This window comes from Xenorhabdus eapokensis, assembly GCF_001908105.1.
Genome location: NZ_MKGQ01000142.1, coordinates 1 through 853, shown reverse-complemented (window position 1 = coordinate 853; position 853 = coordinate 1). Strand labels below are relative to the sequence as shown.

Sequence of the window (853 nt, the reverse complement as noted above, 5' to 3'; positions counted from 1 at the left end):
GTATCCAGAATAATCAGGCGTACCGGTTCACCTGTTTCAGACTCAACTTGTTGGGCGGCAATCACCAGTTCATGCACTTCGGCAGGCGAGGCCGGAAAGACTGGCGTATTGATCAGGTACATATTTTTAACTGCCTGACCATTAACGATTTCCCATGCTTTGATGCGCCGGGGCACACCAATCCCGCCTTCGCCGACAACGTACAGCACAGAACCCTGAGCAACCTGTTTACCTGCCCATGGCTTACCCGTGGCAATATGACAACCCCATGCACCTGCCAGAAAACTTTTATATGACCCGCTAGCTCCGTAAATGCTGCATAAGGAGTGTGCTGGGATGATGCCTTTAACCACGTAGTCTAGCTGGGCATCAAAGCCTTCTGAGCCGATTGATAACGGTAATTTTGTTTTACGATTAGGGTAAATGCTTTCAACATTGCCATAACGACGGGTTTCTATTGCGTCACTGTTCATCGGTTCCTTTACCTGAAATAAGTCATCACAAAATGCCTGCTTTGCTGCCACAATGCCATATTGCTGGCGATAATCATCCCAATCGGCTTTATGTTCTGTCGGTGGTAACGTAATCCAACCATTCACCGCAAGGGCAGCTTTTTCTGCTGAGATCTTGCCGACATTCACTTTGGGTTTCCCGTTCTTATCCAGCTCGTCGGGGCGATGCCAGTCATTATCTGCGGCAATAATGATTTTGGTGTCCGGCCAGCGTTCCCGGATGGCTTTGGCAACAGAAGATAAATTGCCCTCATCCAGCGCCGCCAGAACAGTGCCTTTATAGAGCTGGTTAACCGTGAGTGCTGTGGCGTAACCTTCGGTGATAATTACCGTCTCCGGAT

1 protein-coding gene is annotated in these 853 nt (G+C 49.2%); it reads right to left on the bottom strand.

Going from position 1 to position 853, the window contains the following annotated elements; genetic code table 11:
- A partial coding sequence (locus Xedl_RS33910; protein WP_244149787.1) for an AAA family ATPase occupies positions 1–853 on the bottom strand: 853 nt, incomplete at both ends.